The sequence below is a fragment of the Citrobacter sp. L55 genome (assembly GCF_002850715.1).
Taxonomy (GTDB): Bacteria; Pseudomonadota; Gammaproteobacteria; order Enterobacterales; family Enterobacteriaceae; genus Citrobacter; species Citrobacter braakii.
Genome location: NZ_KZ559400.1, coordinates 514,530 through 537,475 on the forward strand (window position 1 = coordinate 514,530; position 22,946 = coordinate 537,475).

Here is a 22,946-nt window from a genome sequence, read left to right on the forward strand (position 1 = left end):
CGCTAATTCCGAGGCAAGTGAAACAAATTCGCCCGGCATATAGCCGGGCGCGGAAACTTATCAGGAGCCCATGCGGTAGTTAGGGGACTCTTTGGTGATGGTCACATCGTGGACGTGACTTTCCTGAATACCCGCACCGCTGATACGTACAAACTCTGCTTTTGTTCGCAGCGCGTCGATAGTACCACAGCCGGTCAGACCCATACAGGAGCGCAGGCCACCCATCTGCTGGTGAATGATCTCTTTCAGGCGACCTTTATACGCAACGCGACCTTCGATACCTTCCGGGACCAGTTTGTCAGCGGCGTTATCGCTTTGGAAATAACGGTCGGAAGAACCTTTGGACATCGCGCCCAGAGAGCCCATACCACGGTATGATTTGTAAGAACGGCCCTGATACAGTTCGATTTCGCCCGGAGATTCTTCAGTCCCCGCCAGCATAGAGCCAACCATCACTGCAGAAGCACCCGCAGCGATCGCTTTTGCGATGTCGCCGGAAAAACGAATACCGCCATCGGCAATAACCGGGATACCAGTGCCTTCCAGCGCTTCAACAGCGTCAGAAACGGCGGTGATCTGCGGTACACCGACGCCGGTAACGATACGGGTAGTACAGATGGAGCCTGGGCCGATACCGACTTTAACAGCGCTGCAGCCGGCTTCCGCCAGCGCGCGAGCGCCTGCACCAGTCGCAACGTTCCCCCCGATGATCTGCAGATCCGGGTATTTAGCACGAGTTTCACGGATACGCTGCAGTACGCCTTCTGAGTGACCGTGAGAGGAGTCAATCAGCAGAACATCCACGCCAGCGGCAACCAGCGCGTCAACACGCTCTTCGTTACCCGCACCTGCGCCTACAGCAGCCCCAACGCGCAGACGACCATGCTCGTCTTTACAGGCGTTAGGTTTACGTTCCGCTTTCTGGAAATCTTTAACGGTGATCATGCCGAGCAGATGGAAGCTGTCGTCAACAACCAGCGCTTTCTCGACGCGTTTTTCGTGCATTTTGGCAAAGACAACATCGCGTGCTTCGCCTTCACGAACGGTCACCAGACGCTCTTTCGGCGTCATGTAGACGCTAACCGGCTGATTCAGATCAGTCACAAACCGTACGTCACGACCGGTGATGATGCCGACCAGTTCGTTATCTTCAGTCACTACCGGGTAGCCTGCGAAACCGTTACGCTCGGTCAGTTCTTTTACTTCGCGCAGAGTGGTGGTTGGCAGTACGGTTTGTGGGTCGGTCACGACGCCAGATTCGTGTTTCTTCACGCGACGAACTTCTTCCGCCTGGCGCTCAATAGACATGTTTTTGTGGATAAAACCGATGCCGCCTTCCTGAGCCAGGGCAATTGCCAGGCGCGCTTCCGTCACGGTGTCCATTGCTGCGGAGAGCATAGGAATGTTCAGGCGAATGGTTTTCGTCAACTGGGTGCTGAGATCAGCAGTATTCGGCAGAACGGTAGAATGAGCGGGAACGAGGAGGACGTCGTCAAACGTCAGGGCTTCTTTTGCGATACGTAGCATGGGCAATATCTCACCTGGGAGGTTATTAAATATTGCCGCGGCATTATACAGAGCGTAACCGATTGCATCCACACTTTTTTGCAAAAAAACCTTGCGCTCCTCTGTGAGCATGTTACTTTCGACTGAATAACTTGCTGATTTAGAATTTGATCCCGCTCACATGTTATCCTCTCAGACCACCTCAATTTTTACCGTAAGCCGCCTGAATCAGACGGTTCGTTTGCTGCTTGAGCAGGAAATGGGACAAGTGTGGATCAGCGGTGAAATTTCGAATTTCACTCAGCCGTCCTCCGGTCACTGGTATTTCACGCTCAAAGATGACACCGCTCAGGTACGCTGCGCGATGTTTCGCAACAGCAATCGCCGTGTAACGTTCCGACCACAGCACGGTCAGCAGGTACTGGTACGCGCCAACATTACATTGTACGAGCCGCGCGGCGACTATCAGATAATTGTTGAAAGCATGCAGCCAGCGGGCGAAGGATTGCTGCAGCAAAAATATGAGCAACTCAAGGCCAAACTGCAGGCTGAAGGGCTATTCGATCAGCAGTTCAAAAAAACGCTGCCTTCACCGGCCCACTGCGTCGGGGTAATCACCTCTAAAACCGGCGCCGCGCTGCACGATATCCTCCACGTCCTGAAGCGTCGCGACCCTTCCCTGCCCGTTATTATCTACCCGACCGCAGTCCAGGGTGATGATGCGCCAGGGCAGATCGTTCGGGCCATTGAACTGGCGAACGCGCGGGGCGAGTGCGATGTGCTGATCGTCGGGCGCGGCGGCGGCTCGCTGGAAGATTTGTGGAGCTTTAACGACGAACGTGTTGCACGGGCGATCTTTGCCAGCCGCATTCCAGTCGTCAGCGCCGTCGGCCATGAAACCGATGTCACTATTGCCGATTTTATTGCAGATTTACGGGCACCTACGCCGTCGGCGGCGGCAGAAATTGTCAGCCGTAATCAGCTTGAACTGCTGCGTCAAATACAGCATGGTCAGCAGCGTCTGGAGATGGCGATGGACTACTACCTCGCCAATCGTACTCGTCGATTTACCCAGCTTCATCACCGCTTGCAACAGCAGCATCCGCAACTGCGTCTGGCCCGTCAACAGACCGTGCTGGAACGACTGCGTCAGAGAATGAACTTCGCACTTGAGAATAAGATTAAACAGGCAAATCAGCGTCAGCAGCGCATGCTGCAGCGTCTGAATCAGCAAAACCCGCAGCCGCGTATTTACCGTGCGCAAACACGCATTCAGCAACTGGAATACCGCCTGGCGGAAAATATCCGTGCGCGTTTAAGCGAACAGCGCGAGCGTTTTGGCAACGCGGTTACCCATCTTGAGGCAGTCAGCCCACTGGCCACGCTGGCCCGCGGTTATAGCGTGACGACTGCAAAAGAGGGTGAAGTGCTGAAACAGACTAAACAGGTTACAGCAGGTGATGTGCTCACCACCCGCCTGTCTGACGGATGGGTGGAAAGCGAAGTGAGAGCTGTCACGAAGACAAAGAAAACACGCAGGAAAAAACAGGATTAAAGCGGCACAAACGCCACGCGTTTCTTCGAGATAAGGCCATGACCGTTCTGGCAGAAATAATCCACCGCGCCACAGGCTTTAAGCACCTGCAGTGGCTGATTGCACTCCGGGCAGTGCGCTTCTAACTGAATATCTTTATTACAGTTATCACAGTGCGCCATACCGTTTTGCGGCTCCAGCTCTGCATTACAATCCGGGCAAATAATAGACATAGCGACTCCAGTACAGGGATCCATTACTGCGCTGAGTTTAACACGATGCGTTTAATGCCGCCCGCGTAACTGCTGCTGTAACGTTAACAGGCACTCCACTTCCTCCAGCCTGCGCTGCGTCGTGCGGCTCACTTCCTGTGGGCTGCGTTCAAACAGACTTTGCGCGCCCAGAATATGCTCCGCCAGACAATGGGCATATACGCTACCAGGCAGACTCCAGCGTTGTACAACATCACCGTCAATCAATTCGAGCACATCCTCGACACCACGGCGATCATGGCTAATGACACGACCATCGCGCAGACAAAGGCGCAGGCCTTTTTGTCCGCCAGCCGGCCCCGCGTATTTATTCAGCCAGATGTCCAGCGGAATGCCGCTAATCTGTCCCTGCAGATGCGCCTCTCCTTCTGCTGTGGTCAGGTCGCCCTCTACAATATTTCGTCCCAGACGGTCTTTAGCGCTCTTCACCTGCAAGGTCATACTGTCATTACCGCCCAGGTAACGCACTGTTTCACGCAGCATTGCCAGTACATGTGTGCCAATGTCCAGAATCACACCGTCCGGATGACGAAGCTCACGGGTATCCGGCTCACCGGTGGCAAAGTTAAGCGCAATGGGTTCTCCAACAGCGTTAAACCCGCTCGGTTCCTGCAAAAAACCGTCGATTTTAACAATGTGTGAAAAATGAGAGACAAGTGCCTGTTGCGGATTATCGCCCTGCCACTGCGCTCCGAGTTTGCCCAACGCCAGCTGCATTGCGCCATTGCGTGCCATCCAATGGTCGAGTGCCAGCACGCGGTTGGCAGCATCCGGTTGAGCCAGCAGCGTTTTCAGTTTTTCAATTTGGGAAAGCGTGGCGACAATAGGCTTTTCGACCACGATACGAGCGATGGGAGCCGCCAGCGCCTGTTCAAGCACATCGAGGTGATACAGGGATGCGGTGGTAATAAACAGGGTATCAAGCGGCATTGCAAGAAGTTCAGCGAGCGACGCACAGCGTGTCACGTCTGCGGGCTGCTTTGCGGGTTGAACATCAAATCCCACACAGCGTAGTGCATCACCGAACATATTACGTAATGCGGGCAAGTATGCCGTTTCAACGACGGCACCAAGCCCAACAAATCCTAACAGCATGCTCTTACCTCGTTAATTGAATAGCCGGGACATAACGTCTGCCCCGGCACAATCGAGGTGTTATCAGGCGCTAGTTGCCGGTTTAGTTTGCGTATTCTCCAGCATGCGACGAATCGGAACAATGAGGATGATCAGTACCGCAGCACAGATCAGCAGCGCAATCGAGCAGCGTGCGAAGAGATCCGGCAGCATATCCAGTTGGTCAGCCTTCACATGACCGCCAATCAAACCTGCGGCCAGGTTGCCCAGCGCACTGGCGCAGAACCACAGGCCCATCATCTGCCCGCGCATTCTTTCCGGCGCCAGCAGCGTCATTGTCGCCAGACCGATCGGACTCAGGCACAGCTCGCCAAGCGTCAGCATCAGGATACTGCCCACCAGCCAGAATGGAGAAACGCCTGCCCCGCCGTTACTGAGAACGTTTTGCGCCGCCAGCATCATCAGACCGAAGCCTGCCGCCGCAAAGAGGATACCGATAACAAACTTGGTGATGCTACTCGGGCGAATATTCATGCTTGCCAGCTTCGGCCATGCCCAACTGAATACCGGTGCCAGCAGGATAATAAACAGCGCGTTTATCGACTGGAACCAGACCGCCGGGATTTCAAAATCACCGATCATACGGTTAGTGTAGTCGTTGGCGAACAGGTTGAACGAAGTTGGCTTCTGCTCAAACGCGGACCAGAAGAACGCGGCGGAAACCAGCAGGATAAAGCAGACCAGCAGTCTGGCGCGCTCTTTACGGTTCAGACCGGCAAAGATGAACAGGTAGATAAAGTAGAGCGCAACGGAGGCTGCAATCACGTACACCAGCATGCTGGCAACCGCGACCGGATTAATTACAATCACGCCCTGCGCTATCAGCGTAACGATAACCGCCGCACCGACGGCCAGCGCCAGCAGCCACGCGCCCACGCCGTTACGTTTCACTACCGGGCTATTCCAGGTGGAGTCGAGCCCCACTTCGCTGTCGTAGCGTTTCATCGATGGAACAGCAAATACACGGAAAATGATCAACGCCACCAACATCCCGATACCACCGATGCCAAAGCCCCAGTGCCAGCCGTGGGTTTTAATCAGCCAGCCGGAAATCAGCGGCGCGATAAACGACCCCATGTTGATGCCCATGTAGAACAGCGAGAAGCCGCCGTCGCGACGCGCATCGCCTTTTTTGTACAGCGTACCAACCATGACCGAAATACAGGTCTTAAACAGACCGGAGCCGAGCACGATAAACATCAGACCAATAAAGAACAGGTTGTTCCCCATAATGGCGGAGAGCGCAATTGACAGATGGCCGAGGGCAATCAGGATGGAACCGTACCACACCGCTTTCTGTTGGCCGAGCCAGTTATCAGCCAGCCAGCCCCCCGGCAGCGCAGCGAGGTACATCGTACCGGCAAAGATACCCACAATCGCCGAGGCATTTTCACGTGCCAGCCCCATGCCGCCGTCATAAACGGTAGCAGCCATAAACAGGATCAGTAACGGGCGAATGCCATAAAACGAGAAGCGCTCCCACATCTCTGTGAAGAACAGCGAGCCGAGCGGATAAGGATGGCCGAAGAAAGTTCGGCTTTCTTTTTGATTAACAGAGGATTGCATAATTCTCCCGAAAGTTATGTCGTCGTGTGTGTAAACACCGCGATGTACGCCAGCCAGTTACGTATCTGACCGATTTTTTACATGCGGCGAAAATTTATTTAACCATTTGATAACCTAAGGCTAGTTTTGTCTAGTACCAGCCCCCGGACTTTAAGACGAAAACTCGACAAATGTCTACTTTCTTAGATTTAAACTTGGTAAAAAATGAATAGTGATTGACATCGCACGGGCTGAGGCTGGCGATGGAACGTCGAAAAAAAACCCGCGACAAGCACGGGTTTTTATCAGAATCAGCAACAGTTACTTGCTTTTTTTGATGTGTTTTATCAAACGCTTACGTTTGCGCATCTGCGTCGGCGTCAGCGTATTGCGTTTGTTCGCAAACGGGTTTTCCCCTTCTTTGAACTGAATGCGGATCGGCGTCCCCATCACATCCAAAGACTTACGGAAATAGTTCATCAGATAACGCTTGTAGGAATCCGGCAGGTCTTTGACCTGGTTGCCGTGAATCACCACGATTGGTGGGTTATAACCACCAGCGTGGGCATATTTCAGCTTCACACGACGACCACGCACCAGCGGCGGCTGATGATCTTCTGCCGCCATAGTCATAATGCGCGTCAGCATCGCGGTGCTGACGCGACGGGTGGAGCTGTCATACGCTTCGCGGACCGATTCAAACAGATTACCCACGCCGCTGCCGTGCAGCGCAGAGATGAAGTGTACACGCGCAAAATCAATAAAGCCCAGACGGAAGTCCAAGGTCTCTTTGACCTGCTCTTTCACTTCCTGCGTCAGGCCATCCCACTTGTTGACCACAATAACAAGTGAACGCCCACTATTGAGGATAAAGCCCAGCAGCGACAGGTCCTGATCGGAAATACCTTCGCGCGCGTCAATCACCAGCATCACCACGTTGGCATCTTCAATCGCCTGCAGCGTTTTGATAACTGAGAATTTTTCTACTGCTTCGGTAATTTTGCCGCGCTTACGCACGCCCGCGGTATCGATGAGCACATATTCGCGCTCATCGCGTTGCATCGGGATATAAATACTGTCACGCGTGGTCCCCGGCATGTCGTAAACCACTACGCGGTCTTCGCCGAGAATACGGTTAGTAAGCGTGGACTTACCTACGTTCGGGCGACCAACAATCGCCAGTTTGATCGGCAGGTCCTGCGGGTTGAAGTCATCTTCAGGCTCTTCTTCGCCGTTCTCTTCGGCTTCCAGTTGCGCCCAATATTCTGCATCTTCATCCACTTCTTCCTGAGGAGCAACGTCATCCATCCACGGCAGCAGAACATGCTCCAGCAGGCTGAGAACACCACGACCATGGGATGCCGCGATCGGATAAATTTCACCCAGACCCAGCGAGTAGAAATCGACGACCGCCTGATCAGGATCGAGTCCGTCAGTTTTGTTGGCTACCAGGAACGTCGGTTTCTGGCGCGAACGCAGATGTTTCGCAATGGCTTCATCCGCAGGCATCAGGCCAGCACGTGCATCTACCATGAACAGCACAACGTCCGCTTCTTCGATCGCCAACAGCGACTGTTCCGCCATGCGGGTTTCTACACCGTCTTCGGTGCCATCAATACCGCCGGTATCAATACAGATAAACTCGCGGCCTTCAATTTCCGCACGACCGTACTTACGGTCACGAGTCAGACCCGGGAAATCCGCAACCAGCGCATCTCGGGTGCGAGTTAGACGGTTAAATAACGTGGATTTGCCAACGTTAGGGCGCCCGACAAGCGCGACCACAGGTACCATGTTTAAAGCCTCATTTAATAAATCATCAGACAACGGGCACATTTTTTGCGCCGTTGTTAAAAACAGTAAAACGGCCCCTGCACCAGGAGCCGTTTTTCAAAGCGAGCGGCCGGGACGATTAACGCGTAATAGAGTACAGCGTACCGTCTTTCGCCTGGATCAGCAGTTTACCATCAGCAGAGACCGGCTCGGTCAGGAAACCAGAGCTGTCAACTTTCTGCTGGGCGACAAAGCGGCCATCGTCAACGTTAATCCAGTGCAGGTAGCCTTCGCTATCACCCACGACCAGATTGCCGTTATACAATACCGGGGACGTCAGCAGACGGTGCAGCAGATCGCTTTGCGTCCACAGCGTCACACCGCCGTCGGTGGTCAGCGCCAGTACACGATCGTTCTGGTCTACCAGGTAGATACGGTTACCGTCGACGATGAAATCATTCACTGAGCCCAGTTCACGTTTCCACATGATCTGACCGCTGCGCAGATCCAGCGCCGTCAGGTTACCATTATAAGCCAGCGCGTAGACAACGCCATTGACGATAACCGGCGTGGTATCAACGTCGCTCAGACGATCGATTTCCGTTGGACCTGTCGCCTGAGAAATACGCTGCTGCCAAATCATCTGGCCCTGCTGCATCAGCACGGCGCTTACGCGGCCGTTATCACCGCCAACGATAGCTGCGCCAAAGGCGGTCGCTGGGGCAGATTCGCCGCGCAGAGACAGAGAAGGCATGTCGAGGTTAACGGTCCATTTGATAGCGCCGTCAGCTTCGTTCAGGGCCTGCAACTGACCGTTACTGGTGTGGATTAATACCACGCCATCGCTCACAACAGGACGAGACAGCGCTTCACCGGCAACTTTCGTCTGCCATGCGGTGGTACCATCGCTGGTGTTCAGCGCATAAACCTGCGCTTTTTCGCTGCCAATGTAAACATGGCCACCGGACACGGTTACACCGCCAGAAAGCTGTGCAGATGCGCGGGAGAACCAGCCGTCTTTCTCACCCAGATTAACAGACCAGACTTCTTTGCCGTCGTCCGCATTCAACGCCTTAACGACGCCGGCGCGATCGGCTGCATAGACAACGTTATCCGCCAGCGCAGGATGAAGATTGGAATAGAAATCACCAATACCGTTACCTACAGAGGTGCTCCAGTCCGTAGACGGAGTAAACTGGTTTTCAACCACCGGTAATGGGGACATCTTAACGACATCTTCTTCGCCACTAAACAGTGAACAGCCGCTCAATAGGGTAACGGAAAGCAGCCCTGGCAGAAGTAATTTACGCAATTGCATCGGGTCCCTCTCAGATGGACAAATTATTGATTTTCATCTGCATCATTTCGCTCAGAGCAGGAGAGGCATCGCTTTTCACGCCCGCTTCCCATGCGCTACGCGCACCTTGTTTATCGCCTTTGCTCAGCAATGCTTCACCGCGCAGGTCGGCAACAATGGCCGTCCACCCTTCACCTTTAATGGTGTCGAGTGTTTTCAGCGCGGTATCAGCCTGTTTAAGCTGAACCTGAACACGAGCCAGACGCAGGTTAATCACCGCTTTGAGATTCTCATCACTGGTCGCTGCTAAGCCTTGTTGCAGCTGGCTTGCGGCTTTCTCAAGTTCATTTTGGTCAACAAACTGCTGCGCCAGTTCCAGTGAAGCTAACGCGCCGTAGGTATTTTTGTTTTCTGCGGCAAATTTCTCTGCAGCAGGAAGGCTATCCGGTTTACCCGCGCTAACCGCAGTCACCGTATTTTGATATGCCAGAGAAGCAGAGCGTGCGGACTCCGTCTGATGGCTGGTCCAGTAACGCCAGCCAACCAGCGCGCCACCCCTAAAATGACCCCAACAGCCAGCGCTTTGCCGTTTTCAGCAAAGAAGCGTTTTACTGCATCAATCTGGTCGTTTTCGTTCTCGTAAATTTCCACGCTGTCCTTCTCCTTAGCCCAGTAGAGTGCGCAAATGCGCGGCAACGCTATCCTGCGCTACTGCCGTTTGCTCACCAGAGCGCAAATCCTTCACTACAACAGTACCGTCAGCCACTTCGGACTCGCCCAGTACCAGTGCAACGCGGGCGCCCCACTTGTCGGCGCGGGCGAACTGTTTCTTAAAGTTGCCGCCACCGTGGTTTGTCATCAGTTTCACACCAGGAACTTCATCGCGCAGACGTTCTGCAAGCCGCATTGCAACCGACTGCGTATCCGCCCCCGAAGCGACCAGGTATATATCGACAACAGGATCTGCGTTAAATTCCGGATTAACTGCCTGAACTAACAAAACAAGTCGTTCCAGACCCATGGCAAAGCCCACGGCCGGCGTTGCGCGACCGCCAAGTTGCTCTACCAGACCGTCGTAACGCCCACCGGCACACACGGTACCCTGAGAGCCCAGGCTGCTGGTAACCCACTCAAATACGGTGCGGTTGTAATAATCAAGACCACGAACCAGACGCTGATTGACGGTATAGGCAATACCTGCGGACTCCAGCAGTTTGCACAGGCCCGCAAAGTGCTCGCGAGAGTCGTCATCAAGATAGTCGCCCAGCGCAGGTGCGTCGTTGAGCAGCGCCTGTACTTCCGGGTTTTTGGAGTCGAGAACGCGCAGCGGGTTAGTGTACATACGGCGCTTGCAGTCTTCGTCCAGTTTCTCTTTGTGCTGTTCCAGGTAGGCAACCAGCGCATCACGGTAGTTAGCGCGGGCTTCAAGCGAACCAATTGAGTTCAGCTCAAGGCTGACATGCTGAGAAATACCCAGCGCGCGCCACCAGCGAGCCGTCAGCATAATCAGTTCAGCATCGATGTCCGGGCCTTGCAGGCCAAACACTTCGACACCCAGCTGATGGAATTGACGATAGCGCCCTTTTTGCGGACGTTCGTGGCGGAACATCGGCCCGATATACCACAGACGCTGTTCCTGATTGTACAGGAGACCATGTTCGATGCCGGCGCGTACGCAGCCCGCAGTCCCTTCAGGACGCAACGTCAGGCTGTCGCCATTCCGGTCCTCAAAGGTATACATCTCTTTTTCAACCACGTCGGTGACTTCACCGATCGCGCGTTTGAATAACGGGGTCTGCTCTACAATCGGCAAGCGGATTTCACTGTAACCGTAGCTGCCGAGCACGTTTTTGAGAGTGCCTTCAATGCGCTGCCAGATGGCGGTTTCGCCAGGCAGATAATCGTTCATGCCGCGAATGGCTTGAATGTTTTTTGCCACGTTTATTCTCTTTATGAATATAAAAATGAACCCTCAGCGCTAACCCGAACAATGTGGGCGCCATGCGGGTTCAATCATACACGGGAAGCATGCCGCTTCCCATCACGTTGTTATTTTTCAAGCTGCTGCACGTCAATACGACGCGCTTCGTCCAGGATACTCGCTTTGGCGCGAATGCGGGCTTCAAGCTGCGTAATCATATCGTCGTTATCGAGTCGATCTTTACGCACGCCGTCTTCATACAGACCGCTTTTCTTGTTACCACCCGTCACGCCCAGCGTAGAAACCAGCGCTTCGCCAGGACCGTTCACCACGCAGCCGATGATCGAAACATCCATTGGCGTAATGATATCTTCCAGACGTTGTTCCAGCGCGTTCACCGTACCGATAACGTCGAACTCCTGACGCGAGCAGGTTGGGCAGGCGATAAAGTTGATCCCGCGCGCACGAATGCGCAGCGATTTCAGGATATCGAAGCCAACTTTGATCTCTTCCACCGGATCCGCCGCCAGAGAGACACGCAGCGTATCGCCGATCCCTTCGGACAACAGCAATCCTAAACCGATCGCTGATTTTACCGCCCCACTGCGTGCGCCACCGGCTTCGGTGATCCCCAAATGCAGCGGTTGATCGATCTGTTTCGCCAGCAGGCGATAGGATTCAACAGCGAGGAAAACGTCAGACGCTTTAACGCTGACTTTGAATTGATCGAAGTTCAGACGATCGAGGTGATCCACATGGCGCATAGCGGATTCCAGCAGCGCCTGCGGCGTCGGTTCACCGTATTTTTCCTGCAGATCTTTTTCCAGCGATCCGGCGTTGACGCCGATACGGATAGGAATATTTTTATCACGAGCGCAGTCCACTACCATGCGAATACGCTCTTCATTACCGATATTGCCTGGGTTGATACGCAGGCAATCGACGCCGTATTCCGCCACCTTCAGCGCGATACGATAGTCGAAGTGAATATCGGCAACCAGCGGGACATTAACCTGCTGTTTGATAAGCTTGAACGCTTCTGCGGCATCCATTGTCGGTACGGAGACACGAACAATATCTGCGCCGACGCGTTCCAGCGCTTTGATCTGATTAACCGTCGCTTCCACATCTGTGGTACGCGTATTGGTCATAGACTGTACGGCGATGGGCGCGCCATCGCCGATCGGCACGTTCCCAACGTAAATGCGTGTTGATTTTCTACGTTGAATTGGAGCCTGGTTATGCATTAAAAAATCTCCCGCATTGCCGTCTGTTACTGAGCCGGTGATTGTTCGGCATTAACGGTCAGACGCGCAACCTGGTTAGTTCTGATAAAACGACTCAGATCGACAGGTTTACCCTGGAACTGAATCTGCACTGCCGCCGGAGCGCCAATTTTCAGTTTGTACGGCGCCTGACCCGTCAGATTCAGATTGCCGTCCTTACGCTGCATACCACTGAACAGTTTTTTTCCGGTCGCATCGGTCACTTCCAGCCAGCAATCGGCGGTAAAGTTCATTACCAGTGCGTTAGGATCGGCGGCTGGGGTAGTGACACCCGCCTGGTCAGTCGGCAGCGGCGCCGCGGTCGCTGGCGCAGCAGTTGCGGTATCGACGTTAGCCTGAGAAGGTGCCACAACGGCATTCTGCTGCGCATCAGCGGCAGGTGCCGGGGTTGCAGCAACATCTGGCGTAGGCGCTGCGTCCGCCACCGCGCCATCGTCTGGAGCCGGGGTAGTATCCTGGCCCGCTGCGGCGCTGGTATCTAACGGTACGTTCTGCGCACCATCTTTACCGGCATTCAGCTCAGCGGAGGATTGATCGGCCATGGTGGTAATCTCTTCCTGCTGCGCTTTATGGTTCTGCCACCACCAGGCTCCCGTCAGTCCGACAACGACAAACAGCACCAGCCAGGTAAAGGTCATTAACCAGCCGTCGCGTTTTTTACGACGCTTACCGAGCGAGAAGCTCTGCATCGGTGCGACTTTGGCTGGGCGAATCGGAGCCTGTTTTTCCAGCCCTGGCAACAGTTCTTCTTCAGGAATATGCACCAGACGCGCATAAGAACGGATATACCCGCGCAGGAATGTTGAAGCGAGATCGGCTGGTGCCTTATCTTCTTCAATATCACGTACCGTGGAGACCTTCAGGCAAAGTCGCTCCGCGACTGCCTGCTGGCTGAATCCGAGTTGTTCACGGGCATTGCGCAGACGAACGCCGGTGGATAGTGCTTCATTTTTGTCGTGCGTGGCTTCAGTATTCATTCGCTACAGCTGCGTAAATTTGGGTTCTGATGCCGGCGAGCCACAATGCTCACCCACACCGCGAAACATCTGGTCAGTTAACCTTCGTCAGACAGTATAAAACGGTCAGACTATCAAAGACAAAACAACGTAAACCTGAGGGCTAAAGGCTTGTTGCGCCGTTACATACTGCCTTAAAGTCGACAAAAACGCACCGTTATTATTGACCTGACAACAACAACAAAGAACCTCATTTGGCTTACGTTGCACTACGGTACATGAATTATACCGTAGTGCACCCAACATCAAACGGTCTTGATATCGATAGCGTCGCCCTGCATACGCTTACGCAGAGTACGCTTGGTACGGTCGATAACGTCACCCGCCAGCTGACCGCAGGCTGCATCGATGTCATCGCCACGTGTTTTACGCACGATGGTAGTGAAACCATAGCTCATCAACACTTTGGAGAAACGATCGATACGGCTGTTAGAGCTACGGCCATATGGCGCGCCTGGGAACGGGTTCCACGGGATCAGGTTAATCTTACACGGCGTATCTTTCAGCAGCTCTGCCAACTGATGCGCGTGTTCAGTACCATCATTGATGTGATCTAACATCACATACTCAATGGTCACACGACCCTGGTTAGCGTTGGACTTCTCCAGATAACGACGAACCGCGCCAAGGAATGTTTCAATATTGTACTTTTTGTTGATAGGTACAATTTCGTCACGAATTTCATCGTTCGGCGCATGCAGAGAAATCGCCAGCGCGACATCAATCATATCGCCCAGCTTATCCAGCGCAGGGACAACGCCTGATGTGGAGAGCGTGACGCGACGCTTGGACAGCCCAAAACCGAAGTCATCCAGCATGATTTCCATCGCTGGCACCACGTTGGTCAGGTTGAGCAGCGGCTCGCCCATCCCCATCATCACCACGTTGGTGATAGGACGCACGCCCGTTGCTTTCACCGCGCCGACGATTTTCGCCGCACGCCAGACCTGACCAATGATTTCCGACACCCGCAGGTTACGGTTAAAGCCCTGTTGCGCCGTAGAGCAGAATTTACACTCTAATGCACAACCGACCTGTGAAGAAACACACAGGGTCGCGCGATCGTCTTCCGGGATATACACGGTTTCTACGCGCTGATCGCCAACCGCGATGGCCCATTTGATCGTACCGTCAGAGGAACGCTGCTCTTCCACCACTTCCGGGGCGCGAATTTCAGCCACTTCTTTCAGCTTGTTACGCAGCACCTTATTGATGTCAGTCATGTCATCAAAGTTGTCGCTGCAATAGTGGTACATCCACTTCATGACCTGATCGGCACGAAACGGTTTTTCACCCATATCTTTGAAGAATTCGCGCATTTGCTGACGGTTCAGATCCAGCAGGTTGATTTTTCCATTTTTATTTGGAACCGCAGGAATGACGACTTCAGAGGTGTTAACTAATTCAGACATAATTTTTTCCGGCCTCGTTGTTACACGTTGTGGCCCGTGGAGGGTTAAAAAGAAACGCCCCGGCAAGCGTTCTGCTCTTCCGGGGCGTTGCATTGTACAAAGTCTGGCGCAGGGATGCCACGTTTGCACGAAGCATTAGCGAAAATAATATGTAAATCGCTAATTCCTCTCCAAAGGATTTCGCATCGCAGGAAAGCGGCACGTTCGAGCCTCCCCGAAAGCATAGAAAACTATGCGATGTGAAAGACGCAGGAGATTAGCGCGTGCGCGGGCAAACCTCGCCTTCACCGAAGAAATAGGCGATTTCACGCGCGGCAGATTCAACGGAGTCGGAACCGTGAGTACCGTTCTCAGTGAAGCTATCAGCGTAGTCTGCACGCAGAGTACCCGCCAGCGCATTCGCCGGGTTGGTTGCACCCAGCAGATCACGGTGACGCTGCACGGCATTTTCGCTTTCCAGAACAGAAACAACGATAGGACCGGAGGTCATGAATTCAACCAGACCGTCAAAGAACGGCTTACCATCATGCTCAGCATAGAAGCCACGCGCCTGCTCAACGGTCAGGTGCAGCATTTTAGTACCGACAATTTTGAACCCTGCTGCTTCAAAGCGCGCAAAGATGCTCCCAATAACGTTTTTTGCCACCGCGTTTGGTTTGATGATGGAAAAAGTACGTTCAATAGCCATGATTACCTCTGAAAAAGATGTTTTGTTGTTGTTTACCTGGCGCGGATTATAAAGAGCATCCCGGCAATTGACTATTGACGAAGATAACATTTCTTTAAAATAAGATGAATTTTAGCAACAAAAATCACCTGGTAGTCTACTGCAACGAAAATCTCACCGTCGCCACCTGTCCGGCGTCATCCATCACCAGCAGTTGATAATCCCCTTTGGTCGCCAGCCGTAGCGTAAGACGGCGTCCGCGTTCATCCAGCCGTTCACCGTTAAGAAACCACCAGCGATCGCCAGTCCCACCGCTGGTTTGTACCGGCAATGAGGCCAGCGCAGAGCCGGGTAAACGCTTCACAATCGCGCCATCACGAACCCCTGTCAACTGCAACGGCAGCGAAGCATCCTGCCCCAGCGGCGGACACGTGGCAGAAACCGTCGGTAATCTCGCCCCACGGCGCTCTGACTCCGGCAGCCATGGCTCCAGCGGTAAAGGCCAGACGATTAACGTTTGTTCGCGCGCTTGCGGACAATCCGCCGCCACACGTTTGCCTTCATCATCCAGCCAGACGGGGAAACGAATACCACTCACGCCCTCCTGTTCGGGCAATAACAACGTAGGCGGCTGGCTGCCCTCCAGCAGCCAGGTTGCCAGACGGCGTCGACAGTTGCTGTCTCCCGGCGCAAGTGACTGCCCGCCCGGCCAGCACACTACGCCGCGGCTAACGGATTCAGGGCGCGGATCCTCCGGCTGATTTGCCCCGCGAGAGAGCAAAAGATTGTTGACCTGATTGAGCAACGGCACGGCGCTGGCAAAACCAAACTGGCCCACCACCGGCGTACCGTCGGGTCTGCCGGTCCAGATACCCATCACATAACGGGCGTTAACGCCAATCGCCCACGCATCGCGATAGCCATAACTGGTACCCGTTTTCCACGCCAGCGGAACCACTCTGCTCAGCGCGTTATCCGGCAGCGGTTGGGCTTCGTCAGCCATAATGCGGCGAATAATCCACGCCGCGCCTATCGACATCAACGGACGTTCCAGCAGTGGATCGTCTGGCTGCAGGCGCAGTTTCCCCGCTTTTCCCTGACGGGCAAAGGCACTGTACGCCGCCGCCATGTCTTCCAGTCTGGCCCCTGCCCCGCCCAAAATCAGCGACAGATTCGGTGCGGCACCTGCGGGCAGATACAGCGGTAAGCCAATGTTACGTAACGATGCGGCAAAACGCTTCGGGCCATAGGCTTCAAGTACCTGCACGGCGGGTAAATTCAGCGAGCGCACCAGCGCTTCGCTCATACTGACCGGGCCATGAAAACCACTGTCAAAATTCCCTGGTCGATAATCTCCGGTTCGACGCGGTACATCCTGCAACAATGAAGCAGGATGAATTAATCCGTCATCCAGCGCCAGACCATAGATAAACGGCTTCAGCACCGAGCCCGGCGAGCGGATCGCATTCACCATATCCACATGGCCAAAGCGGGAGTCGTCATTCATATCTACCGACCCCACCCAGCCACGCACGCTCATATCAGTGTGATCGACCACAATCATCGCCAGCGAACTGCGCGCAGGTAAGCGGCCCTTCCAGTTTTGCGCCAGCTCTTCCAGTTGGCGCTGCAATCCGGCGTCAAGGGTGGTCACGATTTTATCGCTCCGGCTTTTTCCCAGCATCATGCGCGAGAATAACGGCGCTAGCTGCGGCATTTGTCTGGGCGCCAGCCAGACCGGTTCTTCGCGTGACTCCTGCACCTGTCTGGCAGGCCAAACGCCCTGCGTCGCCATGCGCTCAAGCACTTTATTGCGCGCCGCTTCAGCGCGGTCCGGCCAGCGGTCCGGGCGCAGACGGCTCGGTGCCTGCGGCAACACGGCCAGCAACGCGGCATCGGAATAACTCAACTGTGCGGGTGATTTACCAAGGTAGGCCCAGCTCGCCGCCCCCACGCCCTGCAGCGTGCCGCCAAACGGCGCGCGGTTAAGATATAGCGTCAGGATGTCGCGCTTAGAAAGATGCCATTCCAGCTGCAATGCGCGCCAGAGCTGGCGGAACTTGCCGCCGAAAGTTCGCGGGTGGGGATCGAGTAATCGTGCGACCTGCATGGTGAGCGTACTGCCGCCTGAAACGACGCGACCTGAGGAGAGGTCCTGCCATGCCGCGCGCAGCACTGAAAACGGATTGACGCCGGGATGTTTCCAGAACCAGCGGTCTTCGTAGTTGATTAACGCCTCAAGGTAACGGGGGGACACCTCATCAATAGTCACCGGATAACGCCAGATACCGTCCGCGTCGGCGAAGCGCCATAGCGGCGTACCATCGTAAGCCACCACGACACGTGCCGGATCGACTTCGTGAAGCGGCAGCGGCCAGATTTTATCTGCCGCCCAAACCACCGCTACCAGCAATAGCGCAACGGCTGCCAGCCAGAGCCAGCAGCCGCGTTTCCCCAACCCGCGCATCATTTACGGTCTGACAATCAAAAGCCCCTCTGTCGCACCGGTCGCGCGCCACTGCGGAACATACATTGACTCCACCTGCGGCACAGGAACCTGATAGGTCCCCGGCGTTACCGCCCGCGCCAGATAGACCAGCGTCACCGGCTGCCCTTCGTTGACCGCTACCGCGGCGACAAAGCGATCGTCACGGAACTCAACGTGCTGGATATCCGCCTGCTGCATCTGATTGAGCAAATTCGCTACCTCGCTGCCGCTGTCCTGCAGACTGGCGCTGCCGTTGGCCAGATTCTGGTTTTCCAGCTCCAGGCCGGCTGGCAGTAAGTCAACCACCAGCGCATCCGGCACGTTCTGGCTGGCTTTCACCTCCAGCCAGACCAGTACCAGCTCGCCGCTGCGCAGAGAATCCAGCGCTTTGCTGTTCCCGTCGAGCCCCAGGATCTGACGCTCAATGTGCAGGACGTTGCTGGCAGGCGTCGGCGAGGTTTGCGGGTAACCACTCACATCCAGACGCAGCCACAGCGGCAGATTACCGGTATTGGTGACGTTCAGAGTAGACAGCGCGTCAGCATCCAGATTACGCGTTTGTGATTTCTCCCCGGCTAACGCCTGTTCAGAGAGTGACGTTTGCGCCTGCCACGAGCCAGGCAAGTCCTGCAACGTACGCGCGGCAAGGAACAGCGCATTGTTTTCCTGAGTAGAGAGCCAGCGCTGCCCAAAGGCCTGTTCTGACAAAGTGTTCAGCAGCGTATTCTGCACGTCAGGTTTAAGCTTGTTCTCTTCCAACAATGCCAGCATCAGCGCGTTGTCACGTAGCTGACTGCCGTAATCCGCCATCCACTGCTGCGCATCACGGCGTGGCGTATTCAGCGCCAGCGTCAACGCTTGTTCACTGCGGTTGGCGTCGCCCATGTTTTTCAGCGCTATCCCCAGTTGCAACAGCGGTAAACCGGAAGCCGCCTGTGCACGACGCTCCCAGATCTCACGCAGCGCGCCGAGCGGGGCTTTCTGCTGACGAGCCAGCACCAGCGCGGCGTAGGCCTGTACGGCAAACCGGCTTGCTGATGCGTCGTCGGTATAGCGAATCGACATCATGCCCGGATCCTGCAAATAGCGCAGCAGCCGCTCGTTACCCCGGTTAATCACCTCTGCCGGAACGCTATAGCCCTGTTCATTCGCGCGAACGAGGAAATCCATCACATACGCGGTCAGCCAGTACTCTTCCGACCCGTTCTTATCCCACAGCGCAAAACCGCCGTTATCACGCTGCATTTGCAGTAAACGAGAGATGCCAATCTCTACTGCCGCACGGCGTTTTTCATCGCTGTCGCCCGCGATACCTAACGCCTTCAACTGCGCGGCATTGGTGTATAAGGATGGGAACAACCCGCTCGCCGTTTGCTCGAGGCAACCGTAAGGGTAAGCTTTCAGTTCACGGATATAGCGCGCCAGATTCAGCGGTGGTTTACCGCTGAACAGCAGTTGTCCCTGCATCGTCACAGGAGAGAAATTCGTCAGTTCTTCGCCCGGAAGCTGCCAGGTTGCGCCCGGCTGAAGTGCGACGCCGTAATTAACAGTTTGCGCCGGGAACGCCGGTCGCACGCCAATTTTCCACTGTTTATGCTGAACAGGCAGCGTTTCACCCGGTAGATTCAGACCGCTAATTTGCGCCTGAATTTCGCCATCGCCAAAGCCCTCCCGCGCACGCACCGGAATAAACAGCGTAGTCCGTACGCCTGGCGCCAGATTCACCGGGGCGGGATCTTGCCCCATCAGCTCCAGTAAACCGCTGGCCGCGAGATTAATAATCAGCGTTTGCGGTTTGTCAGTCAGGTTGGTCACGTCCAGCGTCAGGCGCGAGGTATCGCCCCCCGCCAGAAAGCGCGGCATGTTCAGTTCAGAAATTACCGGCGCGGCGACAATCACTTTGCTTTCGCTACTGCCAAAATCATCCGCCGTCCAGGCTTGCGCCATTACCCGCAGCTCGCCGTTGAAATCACCAATTGGTAACGTCACCGTACCTTCGCCCTGCTCGTTAAGCGTCACCGGCAGCGCCTGTTGCGCCACGATATTGACGTGATTAACCGGTGGCTTGCCGCCGCGTTTTAACTCATCGCCATCACCACCAAAGCGCAGCGCCGCCAGACGTCCTTGCCCTTCGATCACCTGGCCGTAAATATCATAAATATCCGCGCCATAGCGTTTTTGCCCGAAAAACGCCTGCCACGGATCCGGCGTGGCGTAATCGGTAATGTTCAACACCCCGCTGTCAACGGCTGAGACCAGCACGTTAACCTGTTTTGGCACGTCGCCATTTTTAACGCTGGCTTTAATCTTGACGGTCAACGGCTGATTTGGACGCATTTTCGCCGGGCTTTCCAGCTCCAGCGCCAGACGACGGTTTTCATCGCCTAACGGCAAATGCAGTAAGCCGACTGCCCGCTTTGGCGTTGCCGAACGAGACTTGTCGCCAGGACGAACCACCAGCGCGCTGAGATACAAGTCATGGCGATTCCAGGTTTTATCGACCGGGATGGAGATATCAAGACCATCCGTCGGTACGTCTATCTCTTGCCACCACAGCGGGCCTTCGCTGGACTCCACCATCGCGTAACCTTTGCCAACCGCGGGTGCGGCAATGTGTAGCTTCATGGTATCGCCGGGACGATAGCCGGGTTTATCCAGTTTCAGGGTCACGCGATCGGGACGTACTGTCCCGCTGCCGTCGCTGTTATCCTGCCAGCTATAACCAGCCCAGAAGCGCACGCTGCTCACCGCATCATTCGGAGCTTTCACTTCCAGGCGATAGGCACCCCACTCGACAGGGAAGCTGACTTTACCGGTCTCATCGGCCTTAAGATCCAGGGTCTGCTCACCCTCAACCAGATCTTTTTGATCGAACTGCGATTGCCAGCCCTCGCCTTCAGACCAGTTCCAGTAATAATCACGGCGTTCACGAATCAAACGCACCTGTAAACCGGACACCGCTTTTTTCTCACCTTGCGCATCGGCATACACAATATCAAAAGCGGCATTGCTGTTTTCATCAACGCCAGGCTGATTGACGGTAGTATCGGTGCGGTAGTCATAAACGGCTCTCGCCGCAAACTGCGGACGAATACCTGGCAGCGTATCCGCAGGCCAGATGGCTTGTTCAACCCGACGCGTCACCGGACGGCCACCCGACTCCAGCAGGCTGGCTTGCAGAATCACCTGTAACGGAGAATGCGTCTCCTGCCATTGGCTGTTGGTAGTCACTTCGCCGCGACCGTGGTCATCCAGCGTCAACTGAACCTCATCGAGGCTGCGAGAAAGATTTTCTTCGGCAATATTACCAAACTGGAACCCCGGTAATGCCTGCACCGCTTCCCGCAACGGGCGCAGGAAAAGCTGCCCTTGCAGAGCATTGCCGTTGGCGGGCGCGCCGTACAGGTAGTAGCCCACCACCGAGAACTTCACTCCATCAGTTGGAGCCAGCGGCATCTTATTGGCGGTGAGATTGAGCGCCATCCGCTCAGGCATGAAATCTTCGACGTGGAAATCCCACATCCGCGACTGGTTGTCGCCAGTATTGGCACGAATATGCCACATGCCGGTTGGCGCGCTGCTGTCCAGCGGCCAGCTAAAGCGATACAGACCGTTTTCCGGCTGGCTCACTACCGAGCGTAACACCTGTCCGTCGGGCTTAACGACCTCCAGCTTCACCGGCTGGTCAGGCAGCGTTTTGCCGTCGCTATCTCGCAGTAATCCGTTGAGGATCACCGTTTCGCCAGGGCGATAGAGGTCACGGGGGCCAAACATAAAGAACTGCTTGCTGTATCCCGGCGCGCCGGCAATATCAAATTCAGCCAGATCCAACGCCGGGAGCTTCAGATCCAGCAGCGTGGTTTGCCCGTCTTTGCGGGCCAGCAATAAGGCCGCGTCTTTATCGGTTTCCAGCTTGACGTGACCCTGCGCGTCGCTGGTAGCCTGCGCCAGCGTCTGCCCTTTTTCGTTGAGTAACGTGACCTCAATACCCTGCTGCGCAGCGCCGTTTTCCAGACTTTGCGTAAAGACATCCAGTTGATTGTGGTAACGGTGCGCAGAGACACCAATGTCACTGAGCGTAAACAGCGTAGCAGCATTGCTGTAGTTATAGTGTCCGGCCTGATTCATCACCGCAATGTAAACGCCTGCTTGCTGCAACGGCTTGATATCGCTCAGTGGCAGTAGCAGCTTCTCTCGGGTGTTACGCTCAGGATTGAGGTCAAAGCGTCCGGTATAAACCAGCTCCGCCATTTTCAGCAGATTGTCTGACTCCCAGTTTGACAACGAATTACGGTATTCCCACTGGCTGACAAACGCACCGAGCGACCCAGGCTTTACGCGAAAGAAGTTCACATCCACGCTATTAACGTTAAGGGCCATCACCGGTAACCCTTCAATCACTTTTCCCGGCAGCAGCGAGCCGCGACTAGCGAACCCTACGCTTGGCTGGACGTCGCGGGTGGTAATGTTTTTTTCATAATCGATAGCGAACGTCGCTTTATTCAGCGCCAGTAAATCACGCTCAATGGTAACCACCAGTTCCCGATTAGGTTCGAGATGGCGTAAGCGTAGCTCTTTTAGATTTGGCGCCAGCTCCCAGGCACCATCCACTTTGCCGCTTTTTTTATCAACAACGTGCACTACGCGAGAAAAATCTTGTTCCGGATCGAGGGGAATGGAAAAGGTTAAAACGAGCGTTGCCGCGCCATCGAGCTGGACCTCGGAGGCATCAAGCAACGTCAGCGACTTGCCCTGGCTTTGCTGAATCAGCTTTTGTAATTGGGCCTTATCTTTTGCTGGCGCAGTCTGCGGTGCAGGCGCATCAGGCTTCGCAGCCGTCGGTGATTTTTCGTTATTATTATCGCACCCAACCAGTGCCAGCATCAGCATACAGGCCGCTACGCGTAAATGTTTCATTTTTCATCCCTGGCCGTAGTGGCCCGTTAGCTACGTAGAACAACTATTATGCGTCAGATTTTCGGCTGTGGAAGCCAGTAACTGTTCTACGTTGTCCTATTTTTTCGTGATTAATGTGGATTCGCCTGACAAATCAGCCTCTTTTACTTGTCGCATTGCACTAAACATCCGACAATTT

14 protein-coding genes and 1 pseudogene are annotated in these 22,946 nt (G+C 54.8%); 1 reads left to right on the forward strand and 14 read right to left on the reverse strand.

Annotation, left to right across the window (positions count from 1 at the left end; translation table 11 throughout):
• Positions 1–60 precede the first annotated feature (60 nt).
• Positions 61–1,527, reverse strand: coding sequence for an IMP dehydrogenase (gene guaB, locus B9P82_RS06915; RefSeq protein WP_019077375.1), 1,467 nt, complete (start codon positions 1,525–1,527; stop codon positions 61–63).
• A gap of 160 nt (positions 1,528–1,687) precedes the next feature.
• Between guaB and xseA the strand changes: the two genes are divergently transcribed.
• Positions 1,688–3,061, forward strand: coding sequence for an exodeoxyribonuclease VII large subunit (gene xseA, locus B9P82_RS06920; protein ID WP_080860045.1), 1,374 nt, complete (start codon positions 1,688–1,690; stop codon positions 3,059–3,061).
• On the opposite strand, the gene B9P82_RS06925 is transcribed toward xseA, so the two are convergent.
• The 13 genes and pseudogenes from B9P82_RS06925 to B9P82_RS06990 all read right to left on the reverse strand — a co-directional run bounded on the left by B9P82_RS06925 (position 3,058) and on the right by B9P82_RS06990 (position 22,768).
• A complete protein-coding gene (locus B9P82_RS06925) occupies positions 3,058–3,273 on the reverse strand; it encodes a zinc ribbon domain-containing protein (protein WP_019077377.1) in 216 nt (71 codons plus the stop codon). The genes xseA and B9P82_RS06925 overlap by 4 nt on opposite strands.
• Positions 3,274–3,324: 51 nt before the next feature.
• A complete protein-coding gene (locus B9P82_RS06930) occupies positions 3,325–4,407 on the reverse strand; it encodes a Gfo/Idh/MocA family oxidoreductase (protein ID WP_101700126.1) in 1,083 nt (360 codons plus the stop codon).
• 63 nt (positions 4,408–4,470) lie between these two features.
• A complete protein-coding gene (locus B9P82_RS06935; RefSeq protein WP_016157127.1) occupies positions 4,471–6,012 on the reverse strand; it encodes a peptide MFS transporter in 1,542 nt (513 codons plus the stop codon).
• Between the two features lie 300 nt (positions 6,013–6,312).
• Positions 6,313–7,785 (reverse strand): ribosome biogenesis GTPase Der, encoded by a 1,473-nt coding sequence (gene der, locus B9P82_RS06940; protein WP_016153996.1) that lies wholly within the window; start codon positions 7,783–7,785, stop codon positions 6,313–6,315.
• A 118-nt stretch (positions 7,786–7,903) separates the two neighbouring features.
• Positions 7,904–9,082 (reverse strand): outer membrane protein assembly factor BamB, encoded by a 1,179-nt coding sequence (gene bamB, locus B9P82_RS06945; RefSeq protein WP_016153997.1) that lies wholly within the window; start codon positions 9,080–9,082, stop codon positions 7,904–7,906.
• Between the two features lie 10 nt (positions 9,083–9,092).
• Positions 9,093–9,712 (reverse strand): annotated as a pseudogene (locus B9P82_RS06950) (YfgM family protein).
• 13 nt (positions 9,713–9,725) lie between these two features.
• Positions 9,726–11,000, reverse strand: coding sequence for a histidine--tRNA ligase (gene hisS / locus B9P82_RS06955; protein ID WP_016153999.1), 1,275 nt, complete (start codon positions 10,998–11,000; stop codon positions 9,726–9,728).
• Between the two features lie 110 nt (positions 11,001–11,110).
• Positions 11,111–12,229 carry a flavodoxin-dependent (E)-4-hydroxy-3-methylbut-2-enyl-diphosphate synthase gene (gene ispG, locus B9P82_RS06960; protein WP_016154000.1) on the reverse strand — a complete coding sequence of 373 codons (1,119 nt, stop codon included), beginning with the start codon at positions 12,227–12,229 and terminating at the stop codon, positions 11,111–11,113.
• A gap of 26 nt (positions 12,230–12,255) precedes the next feature.
• Complete coding sequence (gene rodZ / locus B9P82_RS06965; protein ID WP_016154001.1) at positions 12,256–13,245, reverse strand: cytoskeleton protein RodZ; 990 nt, start codon at positions 13,243–13,245, stop codon at positions 12,256–12,258.
• A gap of 284 nt (positions 13,246–13,529) precedes the next feature.
• Complete coding sequence (locus B9P82_RS06975) at positions 13,530–14,696, reverse strand: dual-specificity RNA methyltransferase RlmN (RefSeq protein WP_016154002.1); 1,167 nt, start codon at positions 14,694–14,696, stop codon at positions 13,530–13,532.
• A gap of 256 nt (positions 14,697–14,952) precedes the next feature.
• A complete protein-coding gene (gene ndk, locus B9P82_RS06980) occupies positions 14,953–15,384 on the reverse strand; it encodes a nucleoside-diphosphate kinase (RefSeq protein WP_003037710.1) in 432 nt (143 codons plus the stop codon).
• A 136-nt stretch (positions 15,385–15,520) separates the two neighbouring features.
• Positions 15,521–17,833 (reverse strand): peptidoglycan glycosyltransferase PbpC, encoded by a 2,313-nt coding sequence (gene pbpC, locus B9P82_RS06985; RefSeq protein WP_101700127.1) that lies wholly within the window; start codon positions 17,831–17,833, stop codon positions 15,521–15,523.
• Positions 17,834–22,768, reverse strand: coding sequence for an alpha-2-macroglobulin family protein (locus tag B9P82_RS06990; protein WP_101700128.1), 4,935 nt, complete (start codon positions 22,766–22,768; stop codon positions 17,834–17,836).
• Positions 22,769–22,946: the final 178 nt, after the last annotated feature.

Excerpts from the sequence above, each read along its gene's own strand:
- ispG (WP_016154000.1), bottom strand. The coding sequence starts at position 12,229 with ATGCATAACCAGGCTCCAATTCAACGTAGAAAATCAACACGCATTTAC.
- B9P82_RS06990 (WP_101700128.1), bottom strand. The coding sequence starts at position 22,768 with ATGAAACATTTACGCGTAGCGGCCTGTATGCTGATGCTGGCACTGGTT.
- B9P82_RS06930 (WP_101700126.1), bottom strand. The coding sequence starts at position 4,407 with ATGCTGTTAGGATTTGTTGGGCTTGGTGCCGTCGTTGAAACGGCATAC.
- ndk (WP_003037710.1), bottom strand. The coding sequence starts at position 15,384 with ATGGCTATTGAACGTACTTTTTCCATCATCAAACCAAACGCGGTGGCA.
- bamB (WP_016153997.1), bottom strand. The coding sequence starts at position 9,082 with ATGCAATTGCGTAAATTACTTCTGCCAGGGCTGCTTTCCGTTACCCTA.
- rodZ (WP_016154001.1), bottom strand. The coding sequence starts at position 13,245 with ATGAATACTGAAGCCACGCACGACAAAAATGAAGCACTATCCACCGGC.
- B9P82_RS06925 (WP_019077377.1), bottom strand. The coding sequence starts at position 3,273 with ATGTCTATTATTTGCCCGGATTGTAATGCAGAGCTGGAGCCGCAAAAC.
- guaB (WP_019077375.1), bottom strand. The coding sequence starts at position 1,527 with ATGCTACGTATCGCAAAAGAAGCCCTGACGTTTGACGACGTCCTCCTC.
- der (WP_016153996.1), bottom strand. The coding sequence starts at position 7,785 with ATGGTACCTGTGGTCGCGCTTGTCGGGCGCCCTAACGTTGGCAAATCC.
- pbpC (WP_101700127.1), bottom strand. The coding sequence starts at position 17,833 with ATGATGCGCGGGTTGGGGAAACGCGGCTGCTGGCTCTGGCTGGCAGCC.
- B9P82_RS06935 (WP_016157127.1), bottom strand. The coding sequence starts at position 6,012 with ATGCAATCCTCTGTTAATCAAAAAGAAAGCCGAACTTTCTTCGGCCAT.
- xseA (WP_080860045.1), top strand. The coding sequence starts at position 1,688 with ATGTTATCCTCTCAGACCACCTCAATTTTTACCGTAAGCCGCCTGAAT.
- B9P82_RS06975 (WP_016154002.1), bottom strand. The coding sequence starts at position 14,696 with ATGTCTGAATTAGTTAACACCTCTGAAGTCGTCATTCCTGCGGTTCCA.